Origin of the sequence: Myxococcus sp. XM-1-1-1 (genome assembly GCF_020037095.1) — a bacterium.
In the GTDB taxonomy this organism is placed as follows: Bacteria; Myxococcota; Myxococcia; order Myxococcales; family Myxococcaceae; genus Myxococcus; species Myxococcus fulvus.
Map to the genome: position 1 here is coordinate 147,619 of NZ_JAIQDH010000003.1, position 21,182 is coordinate 168,800.

The window sequence follows — 21,182 nt, forward strand, 5'->3', positions numbered from 1 at the left end:
ATGCGCCGCGTCCGTCCACTCCTGAAGAAGCTCCTCTGGACCGCCGCGGGGCTCTTGCTCCTCGCGGCGGTGGGAGTGGCGGCGGCGTGGTCCGTGCCGCTGCCGTCGCGGCTCTCCGCACCACCCTCGGTGGTGATGGAGTACCGCGACGGCACCCCGGCCCACGTCTTCCTCGCGCCCGACGAGCGCTGGCGCATCGCCGCGCCCGTCGAGCGCATCGACCCGGCCTACCTCCGGGCGTTGTTCGCGCTGGAGGACAAGCGCTTCTCCTCACACCCCGGCGTGGACCCGCTCGCCGTGGTGCGCGCCGCCGCGCTCAACGTGGCGCGGGGGCGCCGGGTGTCGGGAGCCTCCACGCTGACGATGCAGCTGGTGCGCATGCTGGAGCCCCGGCCGCGCACCTTCACCTCGAAGCTCGTGGAGTCCCTGCGCGCGGTGCAGCTGGAGCTGCGCCTGACGAAGCAGGAGGTGCTCGCGGCCTATCTCCAGTTCGTCCCCTACGGGCGCAACGTGGAGGGCGTGGAGGCCGCGGCCCTGGCGTACTTCGGCCACACCGCGGCGCACCTGAGCCCGGCCGAAATCGCCACGCTGCTGGCGGTGCCGCAGAACCCCAACCGCCGCTTCCCCACGCCGGAGAACCGCGAGCGGCTGCGCGCGGCGCGCGACGACGTGGCCCGCAGGCTGCTGGAGGCGGAGGCCCTTCCGCGTGGACCGGAGGAGGCGAGGGTGCCCGCCGAGCAGGTGCTCGCCGACGTGCGCGCCTCGGACGTGCCGGGCGGGCTCAAGGCCTTCCCGCGCGAGGCACCCCACGTGGCCGTGTGGCTCAGGGCCCAGCGCCCCGGCCAGACGCGGCTGTCCACCACGCTGGATGGGGGCACGCAGCGCCTGGTGGAGCGGGTGATGCGCGACGCGGCCCGGGAGCTGAAGGCCAAGGGCATCCACAACGGCACGGCGGTGGTGGTGGAGCGGGAGCAGGGCGCGGTGCTCGCGCTGGTGGGCAACTTCGACTTCTTCGACGCGGAGCACGGCGGGCAGATTGTCGGCTTCGCCACGCCGCGCTCGCCGGGCTCGGCGCTCAAGCCGCTGCTGTACGCCATGGGCATCGACCAGGGCCTCACCGGCCCCGAGCAGCTCGTGGCGGACATCCCCACGACGTACGGCGGCTATGCGCCGCGCAACTTCGACGGCCGCTTCCTGGGGCTCGTGCGGCTGGAGTACGCGCTGTCCCAGTCCCTCAACATGCCCTTCGTGCGGCTGCTCGAGCGCGTGGGCGTGGAGCGCTTCCTGGCCGCGCTGAGGACCTCGGGTGTCACCAGCCTGGTGCCGGACCCGGGCCACTATGGCCTGTCCGCGGCCGTGGGCGGCATCGAGCTGACGCCCCTGGAGGTCGCCGGGCTCTACGTGGCCATCGCGGGAGATGGCCGCGCCCGTCCGCTGCGTCTCCTGGACGAGGGCCAGCCGCCGGAGGCTCCGGTGGAGGTCATGTCCCCGGGCGCCGCGTGGCTGACGCGCAAGGCACTGGCGCTCAGGGACCGGCCGGACTTCCCGGAGCGGCGCCGGCTGACGGGCCTGCCCGCGCGGGTGCACTGGAAGACGGGCACGAGCTTCGGCCACCGCGACGCTTGGGCCGCGGGCTCCGGCCCCCGGCACACCGCCGTCGTGTGGCTGGGCAACTTCAACCACGCGCCGAGCGTGCACCTGGTGGGCGCGGACGCGGCGGGCCCGGTGCTGTTCGACATCCTCGAGGGCGTGGGGCCCCGGGGCCGCTCGCTGCCCGAGGACGAGACGGTGGTGCCGGAGGACCTGATGCGGGTGGAGGTCTGCGCGTACTCGGGGCACCTGCCGACGGAGGCGTGCACCCAGCGCAAGCACGTCCACGCGCGCCGCTCGGCCGTGCCCACCGCGGTGTGTCCGTATCACCAGCGCGTGGAGGTGGACGTGGCCACGGGCCTGTCCGTGGGCCCCACGTGCAGCGCGGGGCGCAAGACGGAGTCGCGTGTCTTCGTCACGTGGCCGGCGACGATTCGCCGCTGGCTGGAGGAGCAGCACCGCCGGCTGCCCGAGCCCCCCGCGCCCGCTCCGGGGTGTGAGCCCGGCGGCGCCCGGGCGGCGCCCTCCATCGTCTCACCGGCCCCCGGCCACGTCGCGCTGCTGATTCCGGGGGTGCCCGCCAACCAGCAGGAGGTGCCGCTGGAGGCGGAGGCCTCGCACGAGCGCGCGCTCACCTGGTTCGTGGACGGCGCGCTGCTCGGCTCGGCGCGCGCGGACGAGCGGGTCTGGTGGACGCCGTCAGTGGGCTCGCACGAAATCCTCGTCACCGATGACCGGGGCCTCACCGCCCGCCGCACGCTCGTCGTCCGCGAGCGGCGGTAGGCCCCGGCCGCGAGGGCGCTGCTCTCAGCGGGCCTCCCAGCCCGCCTCGCCGCGCTGGTACTGCTGGCCCGAGGGCAGCGCGCCGTAGAAGAGGAAGTCCTTCACGCCCACTACGGACTTGCCGTCGAACAGGCCCAGCTCGCCCTTGGGGGGCAGTTGGATGCCCAGCTCGGACGCCTTCAGCCGCACCTTCGCGCCCGGGGCCACGGTGAGCGCCGGGAGCACCGCGCCCATGGGCGCGCGCACCTGCGTGGGCGCATGGTCGCTCTGCGCCAGGCTCACCCGCAGGTTGGTGGTCAGCACCATGCCCTGGAGCGACACGGCCGTGGTGCCGTGGTTGGCCACGTCCACCCAGCCCTCCACCGGGTCGAACGCGTCGAACACCAGCGTCGAGCGCTGCGCCTTGAGCCGCGCCCAGTCCTTCTCCACGAAGGCCCGGCGCTCCCGGACGTAGCGCTTCATGTAGTCGCGGCTGGCGTGGAAGCGCGCGTAGTCGATGTACGGGGCCGTCCGCATGTGCGAGTCGATGAGCGCGTGCACCGCGTCGATGTACGGGTTGAGCACCTCGGGCTTGAACAGCTCGTCCAGCGCCTTCTCCAGCCGCTCGTCCAGCCGCCCGCGCAGCTCCGGGTTCATCAGCACGCGCGTGGCCAGGTTGGAGAACACGGGCAGGTAGCCCGGGTAGGACTGCGACTCATTCTTGCGCTGCAGGTACATCTTCTCCGTCCACGCGTCGGACAGCGTGAAGTTGAACAGCGGGTGGCGCATGCTGTTGGTGCTCGTGGCCATGTCGGGCACCGGGTTCAGGTACCACCAGCGCGCGTCCACGTTGTTGAGGTCCCACGGCACATAGGACCACTTCGCCACGGCCCGGTCGTAGATGAAGTAGCTCTCCGAGTCCTCGACGAAGTTGTTGGACATCAGCGCGTCCATCACCATGGAGCGCAGGTAGTGCTCCAGCTGGAGATGCTTGCCCAGCCTCTCGGCGAACTCGGGCTCCGGCGAGTGGTTGATGACGTCCATCATCGCGACGAGCGCGTCGTCGGGCTGCCGCTCGTTCGTCTTCTTCGTCCAGTTGCCCTGGTAGGGCACCTTCCACGTCTTCATCTCGCAGTCCTTCCACCCGCATCGGTAGATGGTCGCGTCGTCATCCGCGAAGGCGTGGGCCTTGAGGAAGGCCTTGTTCACCTGCTCGATCTCCAGGAACACGCCCTCGTTCTTGCCGTTGACCGTCAGGAGCACGTACGTCGCCTTGGACGCGGGCACGCGCATCGCCTCCAGCAGGTCGAAGGCCATCTTCTCCGCCAGCAGGGACGCGTCGGCGAACTCGGCCACCAGGTTGAGCGACGTGCGACCCTCGAAGCGGGTGCCGTCCGCGAAGCTCACGTTCCAGCTCTTCTTGTCGAAGAACCGCGCGGACGCGCCGCGCAGCCGCACCTTCACCGGGTACGTCATCCCCTTGGCCTTGAAGACGGCGTCCTGCTCGGGCGTCCACACGTCCTCGGCGAACTTCTTCATCGCCTCCGGAGGGATGATGAGCTCGTACTCGGGCACGCTCGTCTGCAGCTTCGGCATGACGTAGGGCCGCTGGGCCTCGGGCGTCGGAGGTGGCGGTGGTGGAGGAGGAGGCGGCGGCGGGTCCACCGGCCCCGGGTCCTCGGGCGTCGGATTCGGCGTCGGGTCCACGGGCGTCGGATTCGACGGTGTCGGGTCCTCGATGACGGGTGGCGCCTGCGTCGGCGGAGACGGGGCCTCGGAACCACAAGCCCACATCCACATCAATGGAAGACAGAGCAAGAGTCGTGAGCGAGTCATCGACTGGGGTTGAGCAAGGCGCGTGCCTCATGGAGGCCAAGGTGCGCTGCCCGGTAGTGGACGAATCCACTGCGCCTTGGGGCCATGGGGTGGGAAGTCGATGAAAGGGATTTCCCATCCTGGTCCGGTCAATCGCCCCACCCTGGAGGGCAGAGGACCCGTCGCGCCGCGCGTCGCCTCCTGGGTCGGAGCTGGAGCGGCCCCCCCCGGAAGCGGGCCCTCTGGCGGGGCAGGCAGGCAGTCAGGGAAGCCACTTCTCTTCCCACCCGTCGCTGTTCCCGACGCGCCGTTGCGCCCCTAGCTTCATCGAGAAGAGGGGAGCGCCGCGACAGGGAGACGCGATGGAGACCTGGAACCAGTCGTCTGATTCCGCCCGCAGCCACACGCCGCTGATGGTGAACCGTCGTATCGACGAGCACGTGGAGGCGTGCGTGCGGCACATGGCGACCCACGCCGACCGCCCGGAGATGAGCCGCTACCTCCAGACGCTGGAGCGCGAGTGGGACCTCAACCGCGCCGTCATGGTGGGCACCGCCGTGGCCGGCGCGCTGGGCCTCCTGCTGGGCAGGCGGGACGGCGGCGGCTGGCGGTGGCTCAGCGCGGTGGCCGCCGGCGTGCTCCTCCAGCATGGCGTCCTGGGCTTCGGCCCCCTGTCCGCTCCCTTGCGCGCGCTGGGTATCCGCACGCGCCGGGAGATCGATCTGGAGAAGTTCGCCATCAAGGCGCTGCGCGGTGACTTCGAGCGCATCCCCAATGACGGCGGCCCCATGGCCCGCGCCAACGCGGCGCTGGTGGCCGCGCAGTCCTGAGCTGTCCTGCCCCCGCTCACGACAGCGCGAGCGGGGGCCCGGACGATTCTCAGTGCCGGGGCGAGGTGTAGCCGCCACCCAGCGCCGGCATCAGCGCGGGCGAGGACGGCTGCGGCGCGCCGTTCTTGGCGCCCGTGTCGGCCGTGTCGAAGAAGCCGTTGAGGCCGGCGATGCCCAGCGAGAAGTTCGTCACCCAGCCCGAGTCCGGCTTGCCCGCGGCCGCGTTGATGTCGAGCGGCCGGGCGAAGTGCAGGCGCATCAGCAGCGGCCCCAGCGACACGTTGAAGCCGATGGCGGCGTTCAGCACGCGGTGGTCCCACAGGTCCCGTGAGCTGTTGCCCACGCCGCCCACGTCGACGCCAGCCACCGCCTCCAGGTCGTTGAGGAAGGCCACCCGGATGATGTCGTTGAGCGGCAGCTGCAGCTCCAGCGTGGAGTAGACGAAGTTGCGGCCCAACAGCCACCGCTCGTCGCCGAAGTTCACGCCGCGCAGGGTGTCGAACGAGGACAGGAAGTAGGAGCGCGCGTAGCGTCCGCCCAGCGTGGTGCCCGCGCCGCCGCGCAGGAACAGGTGCGTGCGGCCGTAGATGGGGAAGTAGCGCTCGGCGTCGACGCGCACGTTGCCGTAGGCCTCGGAGTTGAACGGCTGCACACCCACCGTCGTCTCGAGCAGCGCGGAGCTGCCCGACAGCGGGCCCGTGGCGTAGTGGTACTTCAGGCTGTCGTAGCCGATCTGCCCGCTCAGCTCCGTCTGGAAGCGGATGGAGCCGTTCTTCTGGTTCCACAGCGACAAGAGCTCCCGGTTGGCCTCGTTGCGGTCCGGGAAGAAGAGGCGGAACTCCGTGTCGTCGTCGAGGAAGTACTTGGTGCCACCCACGCTCAGGTCACCCTGGATGAACAGGAAGGTGCTCAGCGGGTAGCGCAGGCTGCCGAGCGCGCCGAAGTAGCGCTCCGCCGACGTGAAGAAGACGGGCAGGTCGTCGAACGTCTGGTCCACGCGGAAGCGCAGCGACTGGAAGAGGCCGCCGCCCCACGTCGTGCGGCGCTCGTCGTTGATGTAGAGCATGTAGCCGTCGGTGAGGTCGAAGCTGCCGTACACCGCCAGCGTCAGGATGAACTGGTGGTCGCGCATGCGGTCGCTCGCCGCGGCGAAGAGCTGACCGACGAAGCCGCCGCCGCCCGCGCCCGCGAAGCCGAAGATGGGGCCGAACTCCAGGTTCTGTCGGGCGAAGGGCCGGTAGGGCGTGGCGTCCGTGAGCGGGCGCACCGCGAGCGGGTTGGGCGGCTCGGGCGGCGGCTCGGGCGGCACGTCGAGCGCGAGCATGCGCGGCGGCCGGAGCACCGCGGGCTTGCGCTCACCGGAGACGTGGAAGAGCATCCACAGGCTGCCCTCGGGGCCGGGGCCTGGCTCGAACACGCCCGTGGTCAGGTCCGTGCGCCGCACGATGCGGCCGTCCGCCATCAGCTCGTGCAGGTCGGAGCTGCTGTTGTTGAAGGCGGTGAAGAACACGCGCCCGTCCGCCAGCGCCACCGGGTCCGCGTGGTCGCGGTCCTCGCTCGTCAGCCGCTCCACCTGGCGGGGCGCGTCCACCTTCACGCGGAAGAGGTTGAACTTGCGGTGCGACGTCGCATCCGACGTGAAGACGATGCCCGAGGGGCCCCACGTCACCTGGCGCTCGGAGAACACGTCGTCGGTGAGCCGCAGCGGCTTGGCGTCGGGGCTGGCGTTCAGGTCGATGACGTACACGTCGCGCAGGCCCTCGTCCTGGATGCCGATGAAGGCCACCCAGCGGCCGTCCGGGGAGATGGCCGGCGAGTACGCGGCGAGCAGCCCGTGCTTGTCGATGCGGTACGTCTTGCGGTCCCCCAGCTCCAGGTTCACCGACGTGCCCACCTCCCGGTCGATGCCGGTGCGGATGGGGTTGCGGCGCACCAGCACGTCCTGGGAGCGCTTCTCCACGGTGTGCTTGTAGTCCTGCACGTAGATGACGTCGCGCCCGGTGATCTCCGCGACGAACGCCAGCTTGTCCTTCGACAGCGCGAAGTTGCGGCCTGAGATGGGGTGCAGGGACTCCACGCCCGGCATGCCGTCGCTGGCCACCCGCACGTTCTTGTCCGGCGCGCGCGGGTCCATCATGTACAGCCGGCTCTCGCCCGTCTCCGGGACGATGGTGCGCATGGCCAGCACCGAGCCGTCCGGGGAGCTGGTGAACGCGGTGATGTAGCCGGGCGCCTTGTCGAGCAGGTCCAACGCGGGCGCGGACTGCTCCGAGCCCAGGTACGTCTTGTACGCGCGCCGCTTCAGCCAGTTCTCGAACCGCGCCGACAGCCGCTTCGGGTCATCGCCCGTCAGCCGCTCCAGCAGCTCCTCGAACTTCAGCGACGGCGTGTCCTTGGCGCCGCCCACCAGCCGGGGCGACTCCTCCAGCACGCGCTGGATGAAGCCCTTGCCGTACTCCTCCTCCAGGAAGGCCACGCGCACCTGGCCGACCTTGTAGATCCACAGGTAGCCGTAGGGCCCGGGGGAGAAGAAGTCGAGGAACGCGTAGCCCTTGTAGAGGTCCGGGTTCACGAGCAGGTCCCGGACCAGCATCTCCGCCTCGGGGTCCATGCCCCGCTTGGCGTAGAACTCCGCGAGGCCTTCGATGAACCACAGGGGGATGGCCTGGAGCGGCTCGCCGAACACCTTCGCCTGCTCCGTCACGGTGCGCACCTTCTGGATGGTGAACTGGTGCGCGAGCTCGTGCGTGCTGACCTCCTCGAAGAGCCGGTGGTCACCCAGGTACGGCAGGGTGAGCTTCAGGTCACCCTCGGTGCTGGTGACACCCAGGGTACCCTCGGACAGCGGGAAGAGGTTGGTCTGCAGGAACTCCTGGTAGCTGCTGTAGAGGATGTACGGGAAGGTCTCCGTGGGGACGTACTGGAACGTGTCCACCAGGTAGCGGTAGGCCTCCTCGATGAGCGGCGCGGCGCGCTCGGCGACGATGCGCTCACGCTCGTAGAAGTAGAAGCGCACCCCGCCGGCCTTCGCCCCCAGCGACCTGGCGTAGGTGTAGTTGAAGCCGCCATCCGGTGAGCCGCCCAGCGCGGGGCCTCCCAACGCGGGCGCGCCCAGCGCGGTGCCTCCGTCGGGGTCGCCCAGCGCGATGCCTCCGTCGGGGGCGCCGAGCGCGGCGGTGCTCAGGGGCGTGCCGCCGTCCTCGTTGGAGGCGACGGAGCCCGGAGGGGGCGGGGGGCCGGCATCCTCGGTCTGGACGAGCTCGGGTGCGGGGCTGGGCGACAGCGTGGTGGACGGCTCGGTGGGCGCGGCCGCGCCGGAGGGCGGGGATTTCGTGTCTCCGGCCTCCGCGTTGGCGGTGGGGGCGTCCGGGTTGGCGCCACCCTGGACGCCGGGGGGCTGGTCATGCGCCGTCCTGTCCGGAGGCCTGGCCTCTTCGCCCGTGGCCTGGGGGCCGACGAGGATGTCGACGTGCCGCCACTCGAACTCGTAGCTGTTCACCGGCGTCTTGCCCGGGCGGCGAGGCACGACGAAGACCTGGGCCAGCGCCAGCTCCGGCAGGAGCAGGGCCAGCGCGGCGGCAGCGAGGAGACGGGGGTTCACGAACACCTCATGGGTGGGGTACTGGCGAGACAGGGCTTCCTGGGAGGCTCGCTCTCAGGAGTGAGCCTATACAAGGGCCTCGTTTATTTCTTTCCGTTTACTTGCCCGACGGTGGGCGTCCCGCATCCCTTGGGGAGAGTGAGGGAGGGGCTTTCGTTGTGTGGCATGGCCCGGTATGCATACGGGTCATGAGACGCCTCTTCGTACTGAGCAGCACGCTGGTCCTTGCCCTGGGTTGCGGCAAGGACGGGGACTCCAAGAACAAGGCGGAGTGTCACCTTGCCGCCATCAACCTGTCGTCCTGTCAGCGTTCAAGCCTCGCGGCCCTGCAACCCGCGGGCGTGTGGAACGTCAATGTCGAACTGAACGATGGCTCGGGTTCGGCGGGCGCGCTGCGTCTGTCGGGTGCGGACGGCGCGAAGGTGCTGGGCTTCACCGTGACGGAGCAGCAGCACACGGAGGACTCGTACTACCTGGCCGCGGACGTGGTCGACCCGTTCGAGCGCACGGTGCGCTACGCCTTCGCCGGCTGCGAGGCGAGCTCGCCCAGCCGCATGAAGGGCACCTTCCGTCGTTGCGTGGACGGAGAGCTGGACCTGCAGGGCACGTTCGAGGCGGCGCGCCTGCAGCGCAAGGCGGACGAGGTCGAGGGCTCCGGGGTGGAGCTGGTGCGCGAGATCCACCTGGGAGAGGAACTGGTCCCCAAGGAGCTGACGGTGGTGGGCGGCCGCGCCTACGTCACGCTCGGCAAGGATGGCTTCGCCATCTACGACGTGAGCGTCCCGTCGGAGACCCGGAAGCTGTCGGGCCCCAAGCCGTCGAGTGATGTCTACAACGACCTGGTGGTGCACGGCACGCTGGCGTACGTGGCCAGCCAGAAGAGCGGCCTGGTCATCTACGACGTGGCGGACCCGGAGAAGCCGGTGGTGCTGCGCTCGTTGACGGACCCGTCGGTGGAGGTGGGCTCCCTGGCGCTGAACGGCAACCTGCTGTTCGCCGCGTCGCCGGCGCCCAACGGCGAGGTGTTGGTCTTCGACGTGACGACGCCGCTGCAGCCGAAGCTGCTGAAGCGCTACTTCATCGAGGGCGCCGAGCCTTTGAGCGGGGAGGTGCCTTTCGACGTGGTATCGGTGGGGAACCGGCTCTACGTGAGCAACTGGACGTTCGGCGTCACGGTGTCGGACATCACGACGCCTTCGGCGCCGAAGCTGCTGGGCCGGTTCGGAGGCATCTCGTCCCGTTCGTTGGCGGTGGGCTCGGTGAATGAGCGTCCGTTGGTGTTCTCGGGTGGCGAGGACTGGGGGGCGTTCGTCAGCGTGCTGGACGTGTCCAATCCGGCGAGCACGCTCCAGGTGGGGGAGTTCCGGGTCCGCCCGGAGGTCTCCGTGCGCGCGATGGCGCTGTCGGGGACGAAGCTCTACGTCGCGCACTACCAGGACGGTCTGCGGGTGGTGGACGTGAGCAACCCCGGCGTTCCTCGGCAGGTGGCGTACTTCAACACCTACCGCGAGACGGACGCGGGCCGTGGCCTGTCGTTCTTCGAGGGGCTCAACGCCATCGCGGTCCCGGGTGACGGGTACATCTACACGACGGAGTCGTCGCGGGGTCTGCTCATCTTCCGCGAGACGCCGGCGCCCTGAGTCTGGTGTGACTTCCGGTGAGGCGCCTCATGCTGGAGGCGCCTCACGCGGTCGTGGTGCTGTGTCGGAGTCTAGGGCGACAGCAGCGAGTTGCCCGTTCCGCTCCTGCCGAGGCTGGCGCCGCGTGCGAGGTTGAGCTCGATGCCGGCCTCCTGGAGCGCGAGCCGCGCGGCGTATCCGTCGCTGCGTCCCGCCGCGTCACGAGCGAGGTTGAGCAGCGCTCGGGCACGGTCCGCATGGACGATGACGTTGCCCTGACCGAACGCAGCCGCGCTCTGGCGAATCTCCACGAAGGCGCTGTCGGCGATGTCCAGGGCATCGTCGACGTCATCCGCGCCCTGCTGGATGGCGGCGTCGGCGGCCATCATCCATTCGCCGGCGCTCTGGAGCGCGGAGAGCCGCTGCTGGCGTGATTGCTCGGTCTCGACGGCGCGCTCGCCGAACGTGTCGACCTGCTGCTGGGTGGCGACGGCGTTCTGTTCAATCTGGTCGTCGCGAGCCCGGAGCTCTTCCTCGAGCTCGTCGAGTCGGGCGCGCAGCTGCGCGACCTCCGTGTCGTTCGAAGCGGGGGGATTCGAGGTCGCGGAGGTCTGCTGTTGTCCGGAGGGGGCGTTGTTGTTCTGCGGCACGGAGGTGCCCTGCGTGTCGGTGGATTGAGGCACGGTGTTCGAGCCCGAGCCACCGGTGCCGTTCGGAGAGACGGGCGACGTGCCCGTGGTGCCCTGGCCACCGCCTTGCTCGGCCTCGGTGGGACCGAAGCCGCCCAGCGAGTCTTGAGGCTCGGGCTGCGCGCCTGAGCCGCCCGTGCCCGATTGCGTCGAGGGCTGAGTCGTCGTGCCAGTCCCGACGCCACTCGAGTCGTTCGGAACAGAGGTCTGAGGCGTCGTACCCGAGCCACCCGTACCGTCGACCTGTCCACTCACATCCGAGCCTTGCGGAGCCTCGGCGCCGTAGTTCCCCGAGGCGCCAGTCACATCCTGTCCGCCCAGCGGAGCGGGGGCGGGCTGTGAGAGCGCGGACGTATTCGAGCCTCCGGGTTGATTCACCCGAGCATCGCCCCCTTCATCGCCCACATCACCCGAACCGCCAACGCCCAGGTCCGTATCGGACACGGTCGAAGCGGCGCTCTCCGTCTGCTCCGCACCGCTCCCGCCCGTGCCCTCCTGCACCTGCGCGGGGATGGGCATATAGGTCTGATAGGTCTCGTCGACGGCGATCTCGCTCGGCGTCGCCGGAGCCGTCCCATCGGGGAGGGCGGGCGTCACCACATAGCCGCTGTACGGCGTCGTCCCGTCCGCGGTGGGCTGCTGGATGACGTAGTTCGGGGGGAGCCACGCGCCATCCGCCTCCTCGGCGGCCTGCTCGTTCGCGTCGCGCAGGGCCTCCGCGGCCGGGTCGCGGACGTTCGGGTCCATGGGAGAGGGGTAGGGCGTCTGGCTCTGTCCCTGAGCGACGCTCAACCCCGCGGCGAGGGCGATCCACAGGTTCATGTCGCCAGAGTGTTCACTGCTCGAATTCTCCGGCACCTCGGCGGCCCGCTTTCCCCTCGCTCGCATGCCCGACGTGCGACCACCCCGCCGCCCGCTGGGAGAAGTCGAAGGGCCGTGTCCCCACTCGGGAACACGGCCCCTCGAATCCCTCCGCTGACCACCGCCTCAGATGCTGATGCGCAGGCCCGCGCCCAGCTCGAAGGTGGGGTAGTTGATGGTGATCGGCGGATTGGGCGGCTCGCCTTCGCCCGCCGGCGCACCAGGAAGCGTGAACCCGCCGAAGCGGAACTCGCCACCCTTGTGGCCGTAGTGGACCGCGCCGTACGCCTCCACCGTCAGATAGCTCAGCGCGCGGTGGGTGACGTTGAGCCGGCTGATGTACGACTTGTCCGAGAGGTTGCTCAACGTGAACAGGTTGAACGACGTCCGCTCGAGCGAGCCGGGGCGGTCCAGGAAGAGGTACGCGGAGCCGTAGTGGCGCCCCGTGTACAGCGGCTGGAAGGCCTGCTTGAAGAGCAGGAACGGATAGCCGAACGAGCTCGTGTAGCCCGTCGAGTTGTAGAAGTACTCCACGCCCAACACGGCGATGTCGTTCTCACCGTACGCGAAGCTGTAGTTCGCGCCAGTCGTCACCTGGGGCGTGAGACCCGAGGGGAAGTAGGCCTCGACGATGTCGGGATTGGCGAGCACATCCTCCGCCGTGGTCCCCGGAGGAACGCGGTACAGCGGCTGCTCCGTGCTCTTCTTCAGCGCCACCTCGCCATACACATCGATGGGCCCCAGCGCGGAGGACACATCCAGTCCGAAGCGGGGCTTGCGCCCCCGCTGGGCCACCGTGCTCAAGCCCACCTCCGCGGGCCCCAGCACCACCTCGGCGCGCAGCGCGCCACCGATGCGGCTCAGGCTGTTGACGGGCTCGGACACCCCCGCGCGAGGCACGCCGCCGGTGTTGTCCGTGAGCACGCCCGTATCGGTGCCCAGGTCATCCATCACCGCGAGCGCATAGAAGTTCCAGCCCCGAGCCTCCCAGGGGACATGGACCTTCAGCATCGACACACCGGTGCGCAGGTCGACGAAGGCCAGCGGGTTGCGCCGCTGCGGGGACAGGAAGTCGGTGGGGTTCCAGATCTGCCCCGTGCCCCACTTCACGTGCTGCTTGCCGACGGTGAGGAACACCGTCCGCTCGATGTCGAAGCGCAGCCAGGCCTGGTCCAGGAGGACGCGAGGATTCGCCAGGGCGCCCGCGGTCCCCGACTGCGTGGACACGGTGGGGTCGTAGCTCAACCGGCCCACCACGAAGCCGCGCAGGCGGTCCATGGGCCGCGCGTCGAAGTACCCGTCCACCAGCGTGGGCGCGGAGAACGCCGTGTCGCCGAAGGACGTGCCCTGCGTCGCGGCCGCGAAGCCGCGCAGGTAGAACTGTCCGCCAATCTTCAGCGGATCATCCACCGCCTCCTCGGAGTCGAACGCGCTGCGCGTCGCCGGCCCCGAAAGCGAGCGTGAGTCCCGGTCTCCAGGCTCCGGCGGCGCCTCCGTCAGCGGCCGCTGTCGCTCCGTCGCGTCGCCCGTGTTGCTGGCATCCGCGTCCGCCGAGGGCTCCGAGTCCCCGCCGAACAGGGCATCCTCGCTCGGACGCTCCGATGACGGAGCCTCCGAGGGAGGCGTCGAGGACGGGTCCGCTCGCGCGGGCGGGTCGTCCCCTCCGCCGAACAAGGCATCGTCGTCCCGCTGCGCCGACTGGCCCAGCGCGGCGGGAGCAACGAGGGCCACGGACAGCGCCGTGGCCAGGGTGAGGGCGCGGGGGCTCATCGGCTCTTGCTCTCGAGCCAGGCCTTGGTGAAGAGGTTGGCCTCCAGCGAGCGCAGGTCCACCGACTTGATGAGGATGATGGTGGAGTTGGCCTTCTCCACCTCGTCGTAGATGCGGATCTCCTCGGGGAACCAGACGTCGGCGCCCTTGGACTCGCTGAAGATCTTCTTCCAGCGCGGGTAGAGCGCGGTGCGCATCAGCCGGCCGGACAGCGCGTACTCCTCGCGCTTGAGGATGTTGGTGGAGTCCTTGTCCACCCACAGCTTCACGACGGGGTAGGCCACGTCGACGTTGGGCTTCACCTTGAGCGACAGCTTGTGCGCGGTGTACTTGCCCAGCTTGGCCTCGCCCTCGTACGTCGGGTCGAACTCCTCGGCCAGGCGGGACTCGTCGAAGTCGGCGCGGCGGCTGTCGGTGCCGGCGATGCGTTCGCGCTCCGTGCGACGCTCCCACTTGCCCACGTTGGGGTCGTAGCTCCAGAGGTTCTTGTCCATGCGGAGGTAGCCCTTGCCGGCCTCCGTCTTGGGCTTGCTGAAGAGGATCATCAGCTTGTCGTCCGCGTCGCGTCGGTACACGAACGCCTCGCGCACGTTGTCCGTCTTGTCCTTCTCCTTCTGCTCCAGATAGATGAGCGCCTTGTAGTCGCCACCATTGCGCTGGCGATCATCGATGGTCGCCAGCATCTGCGTCATGACGGCCGGCTCCAGGGCCAGGGCCACGGGCGCGGACAGCAGGGCCGCGGTGACGACCGCGGCGGACAGCAGGCTCTTGAGGCTCATGGAAATCACCCGATGTGGTGCATCGCCGTCACCGGCTTGAGCCGCGCGGCGAGGAAGGAGGGAATCAACGAGATGAGCGTGGTGCAGGTCGTGATGAACACCATGGCGCCCACCACCGCGCCCGCGTCCACCACCAGGTTCAGCCGCTCGGACATGATGAACATCGCCACCACCTCGGGGACGCTCACGTTCGCGGCCGTCACGCCCAGGCACACCGCCAGGCCCAGCAGCGCCCCCACCAGCGTGCCCAGCGCCCCGAGCGTCATCGCCTCGAAGAGGAACATCGCCACCACGCGCGTCCTCTGCATGCCAATCGCGCGCAGCGTGCCAATCTCGCGGGTGCGCTCGCGGATGGCGATCCACAGCGTGTTCATGATGCCCACGCCGATGATGACCAGCAGCACGAAGATGAGCACGCCCGTCAGCCCGTTGAGCGCCGTGAGCGTCCAGGTGATGAAGGACAGCTCGTCCTCCCAGTTGGTGATGTCCAGCTTCTGGCCCGTCCACGCCTCGCGGTTGACGACGTCGAACTTGAACCAGAACGCGCGCGGGTCGTTGTCCATCACGGTGAAGCCGGCCTTGGCCAGCACCTCGCGCAGCCGCGCCTGGACCTGCGGCACCTGCGAGACGTCCTTCAGGTACAGGTAGAGCGCGCCGGTGGTGTCCTCGCGCAGTTGGTAGAGCGAGCGCAGGGTGGAGGCTTCGACGTAGATGTTGAAGTCGCTCATCATGCCCATGTCACCGGCGATGGCCGCCACGCGCACGTCCACCGTGTTGTTGGTGCCGCGCATGGTGGGCGCGGAGATGGTGATGGTGTCGCCCACCTTCACCTCCAGCCGCTTGGCCTGCTTCTCGAACAGCAGCGCCGTGCCGGACTCCGACAGCCCGTCGAGCGAGCCCTCGCGAATCTGGAGGACCTTGTGGAGGCCCGGCTCGTTCTTCACGTCGACGCCGCCGATGCCCACCTGCATGGAGCTCTTCTCGCTGACGATCTTCGCCCAGCCGCGCCCGCGCTGGACGGCGTAGTCGAGCTCCGGAATCTCCTTCCGGACCAGCTCCATGACCTTCGGGTAGGACGTCACCACGGGCGCGGCCTGGCCGGCGGTGACCTTGTAGAAGCCGCCCACGTTGACGTGGCCGGTGGACAGGATGGTGGCCGAGCGCAGCAGCGTCTCCTTCATGCCCGTGGACAGGCCCATGAGGATGACGAGCAGCGCGGTGACACCCGCGATGGCCCCGCCGAGCAGCAGCGTGCGCCGCCGGTGGGTGCCGAGGTTTCGGAATGCGATGAGGAAGAGCTGGAACATGGGTCACTCGTCCGTCTGCATCGCCTGGAGGGGCGAGACGCGCGTCGCGAGGAACGCGGGGTAGAGGGTGGAGATGGCGGAGACCAACAGGACGATGACGAACGCCGCGACGAGGTTGCCGGCGCTCAACGTCGGGTAGAGGCGGGGACCGGAGAAGAAGAAGTACAGCGCCTCGTTGCCGGCGGGGATGCCCGCGCTGCCCAGCGCGCTCATGATGCCGCTGCCCACCAGCGCCCCGCCCAGGCCGAACACCGCCCCGAGCAGCACCGTCTCGATGAGCACCATGCTCAAGACGAAGGAGCGCTGCGCGCCGATGGCCCGCATCGTCCCCACCTCGCGCACCCGCTGCAGCGTCGCCATCATCATCGCGTTGTTGATGATGACCAGCGCCACCACGAAGATGATGAACACCGCGAAGTACAGCACCAGCTTCGCCATCAGCACGAACTGGCCGATGATGCCCGCGGCCTGCTGCCAGGACACCACGCGCAGCTTGAGCCCCGCGGCCTGGGTCGACTCGCGCAGCTCCTCCATCGTCCGGTCCAGCTGCTCCGGGTCCTTCAGGATGACCGCCGCGCTGAGCGCCTCGCCCTGTTCGATCTCCTGCTGCGAGTAGACGCGCGCCACCAGGTCCTCTCGGGCCAGCGCGCCCAGCCCGCCCTCGAACACCTTGGACTCCTCGATGAGCCCGGGCGTGGCGTCCGCCACCAGCGTGTTGCCGCTGTCCTCGCCGAAGAGCGCCTCCTCCGCGCTGCCCCGGTCCAGCTCCTTCAGGCCGCTGCCCTTCTGCAGCTCGGTGATCTCCGCCTTGCGCTCCGGGCTCAGGTAGCCGTAGAGGTCGCGGAAGGTCATCAGGTCCATCAGGTTGATGGCGCCCGCCATGAAGGACTTCTCCAGGCCCTTGAACTGGTAGGTGCCGTAGACCTTCACGTTGATGCTCTGCACGTAGCCGGTGCGCGTGAAGGCGGTGATGGTGAGCGAGTCCCCCATGCGCAGCCGGTACAAATCCAGCAGCGGCGCCAGCTCCGCGTAGAACTGCTGGTAGCGCGTGTCGAAGTTGTCGTCGGTGGTGGTGAAGAACTCCGACAGGAGCTTCTCCAGCGACGGCTCCTGGCTGCCGAGCACCTTCTGCAGCCGCTCCACCGCCTGGCGCGTCTTCACCGGGTCCAGCTGGAAGAGGATTTCCCGCGTCTGGGTCTGGTTCTCCTTCACCCAGCGCTGAAGGGTCGGGTCGGTGTCGATGCGCTTCTGGTTGACGTCCCGCTCCTGCTTGATGTTGTCCAGGCGCAGCGCGGACTTCAGCTTGAGGAAGTTCTCGTAATAGAACTTGGACATCAGCATGCCGCGCTTGCCCGCGGGCACCGCCTGGCCGTCCACGACCTCCATGCGGTCGAACGACTTCTGGAACGCGTCCAGGTCCGTTCCCACGTAGCGGAAGTCCAGCAGGTCGCCGTCCGGCAGCTGCGGGGCGATGCGGTTCTCCAGGAACTCGAGCGAGCCGAACGGGTCCTCCTCGAAGGCGCTCCAGAACGCGTCGGTGCGGGCGCGCGCCAGCGCCTCCACCTCCACGGGGTCCTGGGCGGCCTCTGTGAGCAGCTCGCGGCTCTTGGCCCGCTGCTCCTCCATCAGCGCCACCATCTGCCGCACGTGGCCCTTCACGCTGTCGATGTTCTCGCGAAGGGCAGGGGACTCACCCTCCGTCTGGCGCTTCTTGTACAGGTCGCGCAGCCGCGCGAGCGTCAGGTCCACCGTGTTGCCGGAGGTGATGAGCGCGCCGCTGGTGCCCATGGGCACCACCGTCTTCACGTTGGGGTGCTTCTCCAGCACGGGCTTGATGCGGCTGAAGTCGTCCACCACCGCCAGGTCCGGCTCGCCGCTCATGCCGCCGTACAGGCTCAGCTCGTCCTTGGAGTCATCCGAGTAGACCTGGATGTGGCCCGCGACGCTGCCGATGATGCTGCGGCTCATCGCGCTGTCCATGCTGTCGAGCAGCGCGCCGCCCACGACCACCAGCAGGGTGCCGAAGAAGATGATGCCGCCGATGAGGATGTTGATCTTGCTGGTGAACAGGTTGCGCAACGCCACCTGCAACAGCAACCGGAGCTGCCCCATGTCAGTGCCCCTCCGCGCCCGCGGCCATGGCCCGCTTCGCCTCGGCGGGGGTGAGCCGGTCGAGGATCTTCCCGTCCGCCAGGCGCACCACCGCGTTCGCGTGATTCATCACCTTGGCGTCGTGCGTGGAGAAGATGAAGGTGGTGCCCTCCTTCTGGTTGAGCTCCTTCATCAGGTCGATGATGTGCTGGCCCGTCACCGAGTCCAGGTTCGCCGTGGGCTCGTCGGCGAGCACCAGCTGCGGCCGGGTGACGAGCGCGCGCGCCACCGCCACGCGCTGACGCTGGCCGCCGGACAGCTCGTTGGGGCGGTGCTTCGCATGGTCGGCCAGGCCCACCTGCTCGAGCAGCTGCATCACCCGCTCCTTGCGCTGGTTCTTGTCCAGCTTGCGCTGCAGGAGCAGCGGGAACTCCACGTTCTGGAAGACGCTGAGCACCGACACCAGGTTGAAGGACTGGAAGATGAAGCCGATGGTGTGCAGGCGCAGGTGCGTGAGCTGACGCTCACTCAACTGCTTGGTGTCCTGACCCGCGACGCTCACCACGCCCGAGGTCGCGGTGTCCACGCAGCCGATGAGGTTGAGCAGCGTCGTCTTGCCGCTGCCGGACGGGCCGGCGATGGAGATGAACTCCCCGGGGTGCACCAGCAGGTCCACGCCCCTCAACGCGGGGACCACCACCTTGCCCAGGGTGTAGTCCTTGGTCACCTGGGTGATGGAGACGATGGGAGACTGCGCGACAGCGCCATTCATGCGGTGCGTCCTTTCGAAGCCTTGGAAGTGCGGGGTGTGGGGCGGGCGGCGCGCGAGGCTCGCCACCGCTCGGCGATACCGGCCATCTCGGCCAGGTAGAAGTCACAGAAGTCCGCCGCCTCGCGCAGGTGGTGCTTGTTCGCGAGCTGCGGCACGGAGAGGGCCTCCTGGCACACGCGGACGAACGCCTTGACGCTGTCCTCGGCGGTGCGAAGCCGGCTCTCCCAGCCATTGCTGTTGACGACGTAGTAGTGCTGCCGGTCTCCCGGCACGCTGACGGGCTCCACCAGTCCAATCGCCATGCTGGCGCGGATGTTGGTGGACACGGAGGCCGCGCTCACCTTGAGCACGCGCGCGAGCTGCTGCAGCGACAAAGGTTCGTCCGTCAGCATCAGCAGCGCGTGGATGCGCCCGCCGATGCGCGTGCCGCCCTGTCGCTCGAAGTACAGCCCCATCGATTCGATGAAGCGCTGCTCCGCGACGCCCAGCTCCTTCATGCACGGCCTCCGTCCCACCCGCGTGGGGGCCGCGCGCGACGCGCTTCCGCCGGGGCCCAGGGTGGCGCCCGGCATCTAGTTCGTTCAGGCCATTCAGTCAATACTGAATGAAGTGAATGGACCGCCCCGAGGCGTCAGGTGGGACGGGTGAAGCGAAGGCCCACGGCCAGGTGGGGCCGTGGGCCTGGGATTCCCTCTGGGAAGAGGGCGTCATGCGGGCGTGTGCCCGGGGCGCTAGTACGTGTCGGGGCTGGTGCTCTTGTCACCGCTGGTGTCGCCACCCATGTCCCGGTTCTTGCTGGAGTCCATGCCGGAGCCGCCGGTGCCGGGCTCATCCAGGGTGCCGCCGGGGTCCAGGGTGCCGTTGTCCTGCGGCGGCGTGCCCTGGTTGATGGAGGAGTCCGGCGTCATGACGTCCGTGCCCGCGCCGCCGGTGCCCGACAGCGAGATGCTCTTGGCCATGTTCTTGGTCTCCTTCACCTCGAAGCTGGCGCGGATCTCCTGGCCCTCCTTGAGGTCCTTGGCCTTCTTCAGGGTCGGGTCGGTGAACATGGTGCTCTTGTCGATGTCGAGCGGCACCACCGCGCCCTGCGCGTCCTGCACGAAGACCTTGCTGCTCTCGGTCTTCACCACCTTGCCGCTCAGCTCCTTCTGGCCCATGGCGCTGGAGCCCATGGTGGAGCCCGAGCCGCCCACGGGGCTGCCGGGCTGCATCGTGCTGTCCTGGGGCATGCTGGTGCTACCTGAGGTGCCCGAGCCGCCCTGCGCCGAGGTGTCCGTCTGGGGCTTGTTCTTGTCGTCGCCCGCCAGGGCCGTTCCGGAACCGACCAGCGCCAGCGCCGCGAAAATCCCGATCAGCTTCTTCATGGGAGAGTCTCCTGTGTGAGTGCGACGGGGGGCGTTGTGTGGTGCGTCATCCCCCGCTGTTCCAAAAGCTAGGTGCGGATGTGGAAGGGGACAGGGCTGGGGGGGCAAGGCTGCGCGTGCCCGGTTCCTCCCCTGCCGGTGGGCCTGGGGCCAGCCAATCCCACGGGGCAGGATGGGAGGCGGCTTGAAGCAGGGGCCGCTTTTCCCCTACCGTCCAGCCAGCAAGCGTCCCGCGGCCCTGGTGCCGTGGGCCCGACAGGAGACCCCCTCCGCGATGCCCCCGTCCGCCAAGCCGTCGTCCGCCCCCCCGCCGCAGGAGCTGCCGGCGCCGTCGTACCCCGCAATCGAGTCGCTGCTCGAGGCGACCCCCGCGGAGGACGTCCGGGCGCTGTTCGCCCCGGTGAAGGAGGGCCTGGCCGGCCTCAAGGGCCCCAAGGTGGAGGTGGGCAAGAAGGCCCAGGTCGCGCTGGCCCACGCCGAGCAGCTGCTGGAGCTGCTGGTGGACACCCGCGAGCGGCTGATCGCCGAGGCCAAGGGGGCCAAGGGTCGGAAATGACGGGCTTTTACCCGTTCGTCACGGTTTTTGGCTCCGGGCAGGCAACTGGCGGAGCGCCGGGACGATAATGGGAGAAAGAGCACTGGATCATCCGGGAGCTCTGTCTTCTTCTTCTCGCAGCGCCTGGAGGATGAAATGGCGAACATCAACAGCATGCAGGGCCCCAGCATCCGGCTCTCCACCCACGTCACGACGGCGCGCCAGACCCCTGAGACGGGCTTCGGCGCTCGGCTCCACAACGGGCTGAACAGCGCGGCGGGCGCGGTGGGCACGGGCGTCGGCGCGGTGGCCGGCATGATTCCTGGCGGGCAGATCGTCTCCGCGGCGGTCTCCTCCGTGCACACGCTGTCCAACACGAGCGGCTCGGGCGCTGGCCCCTACGCCGGTGTGATGAGCACCGCGGTGGGCGCGGGCGGCGGCGGTGTCGTCGGCGGCGCCTCCGTGGGCGGCGCGGCGGTGGGCATCAGCGGCGTGGCCGGTGGCATCGGCGGCGGCGTGGCCGGTCCGGGCACGGGCGCGCTGGGCACCAGCACGTCGGACACCGTGGGCGGCAACTTCTCCCTGAACCAGATGGCGGCGGAGAACTCCAAGCTGCTCAACCTGCAGGCGGCCATCCAGCAGGAGTCGCAGACGTTCACGGCGATTTCCAACGTGATGAAGTCGCGGCACGATTGCATCAAGAACTCCATCAGCAACGTCCGCTAGGCCCGTAGGGCCTGGGTCGGGCCGAAGCACGGCGGGGAGGGGAGCGGCGCCGCTTCCCTCCTGGCCGCGCG

At 69.3% G+C, this 21,182-nt stretch carries 15 protein-coding genes; 5 read left to right on the top strand and 10 right to left on the bottom strand.

The genetic code is table 11. From position 1 onward, the window contains the following. Positions 1-2,373, top strand: a complete 2,373-nt coding sequence (gene pbpC, locus K8640_RS08280) for a penicillin-binding protein 1C (RefSeq protein WP_223746576.1) — start codon at positions 1-3, stop codon at positions 2,371-2,373. Between the two features lie 24 nt (positions 2,374-2,397). On the opposite strand, the gene K8640_RS08285 is transcribed toward pbpC, so the two are convergent. After that, on the bottom strand, positions 2,398-4,188 hold the full coding sequence (locus K8640_RS08285) for a CotH kinase family protein (RefSeq protein WP_223746577.1): 1,791 nt from the start codon (positions 4,186-4,188) through the stop codon (positions 2,398-2,400). Between the two features lie 341 nt (positions 4,189-4,529). Here K8640_RS08285 and K8640_RS08290 point away from each other — a divergent pair, with 341 nt between their 5' ends. Continuing rightward, entirely contained in the window at positions 4,530-4,997 is a 468-nt protein-coding gene (locus K8640_RS08290; protein WP_223746578.1) for a DUF2892 domain-containing protein, read from the top strand. A 49-nt stretch (positions 4,998-5,046) separates the two neighbouring features. Here K8640_RS08290 and K8640_RS08295 read toward each other — a convergent pair whose 3' ends face one another. Next, positions 5,047-8,598: a tolB protein precursor protein gene (locus K8640_RS08295; RefSeq protein WP_223746579.1), complete on the bottom strand. Its 3,552-nt coding sequence runs from the start codon at positions 8,596-8,598 to the stop codon at positions 5,047-5,049. A 188-nt stretch (positions 8,599-8,786) separates the two neighbouring features. On the opposite strand from K8640_RS08295, the gene K8640_RS08300 reads away from it, so the two are divergent. Next, positions 8,787-10,238, top strand: a complete 1,452-nt coding sequence (locus K8640_RS08300) for an LVIVD repeat-containing protein (RefSeq protein WP_223746580.1) — start codon at positions 8,787-8,789, stop codon at positions 10,236-10,238. Between the two features lie 71 nt (positions 10,239-10,309). Here K8640_RS08300 and K8640_RS08305 read toward each other — a convergent pair whose 3' ends face one another. From K8640_RS08305 to K8640_RS08340, 8 genes are all read right to left on the bottom strand, one after another. Then, on the bottom strand, positions 10,310-11,728 hold the full coding sequence (locus K8640_RS08305) for a hypothetical protein (protein ID WP_223746581.1): 1,419 nt from the start codon (positions 11,726-11,728) through the stop codon (positions 10,310-10,312). Between the two features lie 165 nt (positions 11,729-11,893). Continuing rightward, complete coding sequence (locus K8640_RS08310; protein ID WP_223746582.1) at positions 11,894-13,537, bottom strand: hypothetical protein; 1,644 nt, start codon at positions 13,535-13,537, stop codon at positions 11,894-11,896. After that, positions 13,534-14,316 (bottom strand): outer membrane lipoprotein-sorting protein, encoded by a 783-nt coding sequence (locus K8640_RS08315; RefSeq protein WP_141330679.1) that lies wholly within the window; start codon positions 14,314-14,316, stop codon positions 13,534-13,536. The genes K8640_RS08310 and K8640_RS08315 overlap by 4 nt, the downstream gene beginning before the upstream one ends. Positions 14,317-14,321: 5 nt before the next feature. Beyond that, a complete protein-coding gene (locus K8640_RS08320) occupies positions 14,322-15,623 on the bottom strand; it encodes an FtsX-like permease family protein (RefSeq protein ID WP_223746583.1) in 1,302 nt (433 codons plus the stop codon). A gap of 3 nt (positions 15,624-15,626) precedes the next feature. Beyond that, on the bottom strand, positions 15,627-17,735 hold the full coding sequence (locus K8640_RS08325) for an ABC transporter permease (protein WP_223746584.1): 2,109 nt from the start codon (positions 17,733-17,735) through the stop codon (positions 15,627-15,629). Position 17,736: 1 nt separating this feature from the next. Then, positions 17,737-18,486 (bottom strand): ABC transporter ATP-binding protein, encoded by a 750-nt coding sequence (locus K8640_RS08330; protein WP_141330673.1) that lies wholly within the window; start codon positions 18,484-18,486, stop codon positions 17,737-17,739. Further along, positions 18,483-18,983: a GbsR/MarR family transcriptional regulator gene (locus K8640_RS08335; protein ID WP_223746585.1), complete on the bottom strand. Its 501-nt coding sequence runs from the start codon at positions 18,981-18,983 to the stop codon at positions 18,483-18,485. The genes K8640_RS08330 and K8640_RS08335 overlap by 4 nt, the downstream gene beginning before the upstream one ends. A 234-nt stretch (positions 18,984-19,217) precedes the next feature. Beyond that, entirely contained in the window at positions 19,218-19,850 is a 633-nt protein-coding gene (locus K8640_RS08340; protein ID WP_223746586.1) for a hypothetical protein, read from the bottom strand. A 274-nt stretch (positions 19,851-20,124) separates the two neighbouring features. Here K8640_RS08340 and K8640_RS08345 point away from each other — a divergent pair, with 274 nt between their 5' ends. Beyond that, positions 20,125-20,406: a hypothetical protein gene (locus K8640_RS08345; RefSeq protein WP_046712697.1), complete on the top strand. Its 282-nt coding sequence runs from the start codon at positions 20,125-20,127 to the stop codon at positions 20,404-20,406. A gap of 135 nt (positions 20,407-20,541) precedes the next feature. Continuing rightward, positions 20,542-21,111 carry a hypothetical protein gene (locus K8640_RS08350; protein ID WP_223746587.1) on the top strand — a complete coding sequence of 190 codons (570 nt, stop codon included), beginning with the start codon at positions 20,542-20,544 and terminating at the stop codon, positions 21,109-21,111. Positions 21,112-21,182 lie beyond the last annotated feature (71 nt).

What these genes read in the sequence shown, in the direction of transcription:
- K8640_RS08310 (WP_223746582.1), bottom strand. Translation starts at nt 13,537, where the DNA reads ATGAGCCCCCGCGCCCTCACCCTGGCCACGGCGCTGTCCGTGGCCCTC.
- K8640_RS08330 (WP_141330673.1), bottom strand. Translation starts at nt 18,486, where the DNA reads ATGAATGGCGCTGTCGCGCAGTCTCCCATCGTCTCCATCACCCAGGTG.
- K8640_RS08305 (WP_223746581.1), bottom strand. Translation starts at nt 11,728, where the DNA reads ATGAACCTGTGGATCGCCCTCGCCGCGGGGTTGAGCGTCGCTCAGGGA.
- K8640_RS08335 (WP_223746585.1), bottom strand. Translation starts at nt 18,983, where the DNA reads ATGAAGGAGCTGGGCGTCGCGGAGCAGCGCTTCATCGAATCGATGGGG.
- pbpC (WP_223746576.1), top strand. Translation starts at nt 1, where the DNA reads ATGCGCCGCGTCCGTCCACTCCTGAAGAAGCTCCTCTGGACCGCCGCG.
- K8640_RS08325 (WP_223746584.1), bottom strand. Translation starts at nt 17,735, where the DNA reads ATGGGGCAGCTCCGGTTGCTGTTGCAGGTGGCGTTGCGCAACCTGTTC.
- K8640_RS08315 (WP_141330679.1), bottom strand. Translation starts at nt 14,316, where the DNA reads ATGAGCCTCAAGAGCCTGCTGTCCGCCGCGGTCGTCACCGCGGCCCTG.
- K8640_RS08340 (WP_223746586.1), bottom strand. Translation starts at nt 19,850, where the DNA reads ATGAAGAAGCTGATCGGGATTTTCGCGGCGCTGGCGCTGGTCGGTTCC.
- K8640_RS08300 (WP_223746580.1), top strand. Translation starts at nt 8,787, where the DNA reads ATGAGACGCCTCTTCGTACTGAGCAGCACGCTGGTCCTTGCCCTGGGT.
- K8640_RS08285 (WP_223746577.1), bottom strand. Translation starts at nt 4,188, where the DNA reads ATGACTCGCTCACGACTCTTGCTCTGTCTTCCATTGATGTGGATGTGG.
- K8640_RS08350 (WP_223746587.1), top strand. Translation starts at nt 20,542, where the DNA reads ATGGCGAACATCAACAGCATGCAGGGCCCCAGCATCCGGCTCTCCACC.
- K8640_RS08345 (WP_046712697.1), top strand. Translation starts at nt 20,125, where the DNA reads ATGCCCCCGTCCGCCAAGCCGTCGTCCGCCCCCCCGCCGCAGGAGCTG.
- K8640_RS08320 (WP_223746583.1), bottom strand. Translation starts at nt 15,623, where the DNA reads ATGTTCCAGCTCTTCCTCATCGCATTCCGAAACCTCGGCACCCACCGG.
- K8640_RS08290 (WP_223746578.1), top strand. Translation starts at nt 4,530, where the DNA reads ATGGAGACCTGGAACCAGTCGTCTGATTCCGCCCGCAGCCACACGCCG.